Origin of the sequence: Burkholderia sp. E168m23, assembly GCF_016586125.1 — a bacterium.
Lineage (GTDB): Bacteria > Pseudomonadota > Gammaproteobacteria > Burkholderiales > Burkholderiaceae > Burkholderia > Burkholderia orbicola.
The window spans coordinates 1-571 of sequence record NZ_BCPP01001693.1 but is presented as its reverse complement, the minus strand read 5'-3'; the positions used below and the strand labels follow the sequence as shown (position 1 = coordinate 571).

Annotated in this window: 1 protein-coding gene; it reads right to left on the bottom strand. The window is 68.1% G+C overall.

The features are described from left to right. Positions 1-571 (bottom strand): porin (locus JMF90_RS39705; protein ID WP_201326614.1); only part of this gene is annotated, 571 nt, incomplete at both ends.

The following is a 571-nucleotide window of genomic DNA, read 5'->3' as shown; positions in this document are numbered from 1 at the left end:
TGAACGCCGGATTGCCGTTGCCGCCGCTCACGCTCTGGTAAGTGCCTTCGAGATACGCGTCCGTGCGCTTCGACAGCACGTAGCCGGCCTGCGCGACGACCTGGTTCCATTTCGGGCGCGTCTGGCCCGTGCGGGTGTCGAAGCGGCCCATCGTGTACGTGTACGCGGCGGCGACGCTCAGCGCGCGCGTGACGAAGTAGCGTCCGTCGATCGAGAAGTTGTCGAACACCAGCGATTCGCCCTTCAGCGGCGCGATGTTGCCGCCCTGGAGCACGCCCGTCACACCGTCGGTGGCGGAATGCGACCACGCCGCGCCGACCGAGTGCGGGCCGAACGCATAACGGCCGGCCATCGCCCAGATCTGCTGGTTGCCGCCCGTGATCGTCGCCGAGCCGTCGACCGTGCTCAGCGCGCCGTCCGGGTTCGGCGCGTTGCGGTCGCGGCTGATCTTCAGGTAGCCGGCGCCGAGCTTCACCGGCCCGTTCTCGTACGACACCCCCGTGCTCCACACCGCATTGTTGGAGAACTGGCCGGCCGCGTTCGAGAAGCCGACCATCGCGCCGAATCTCAA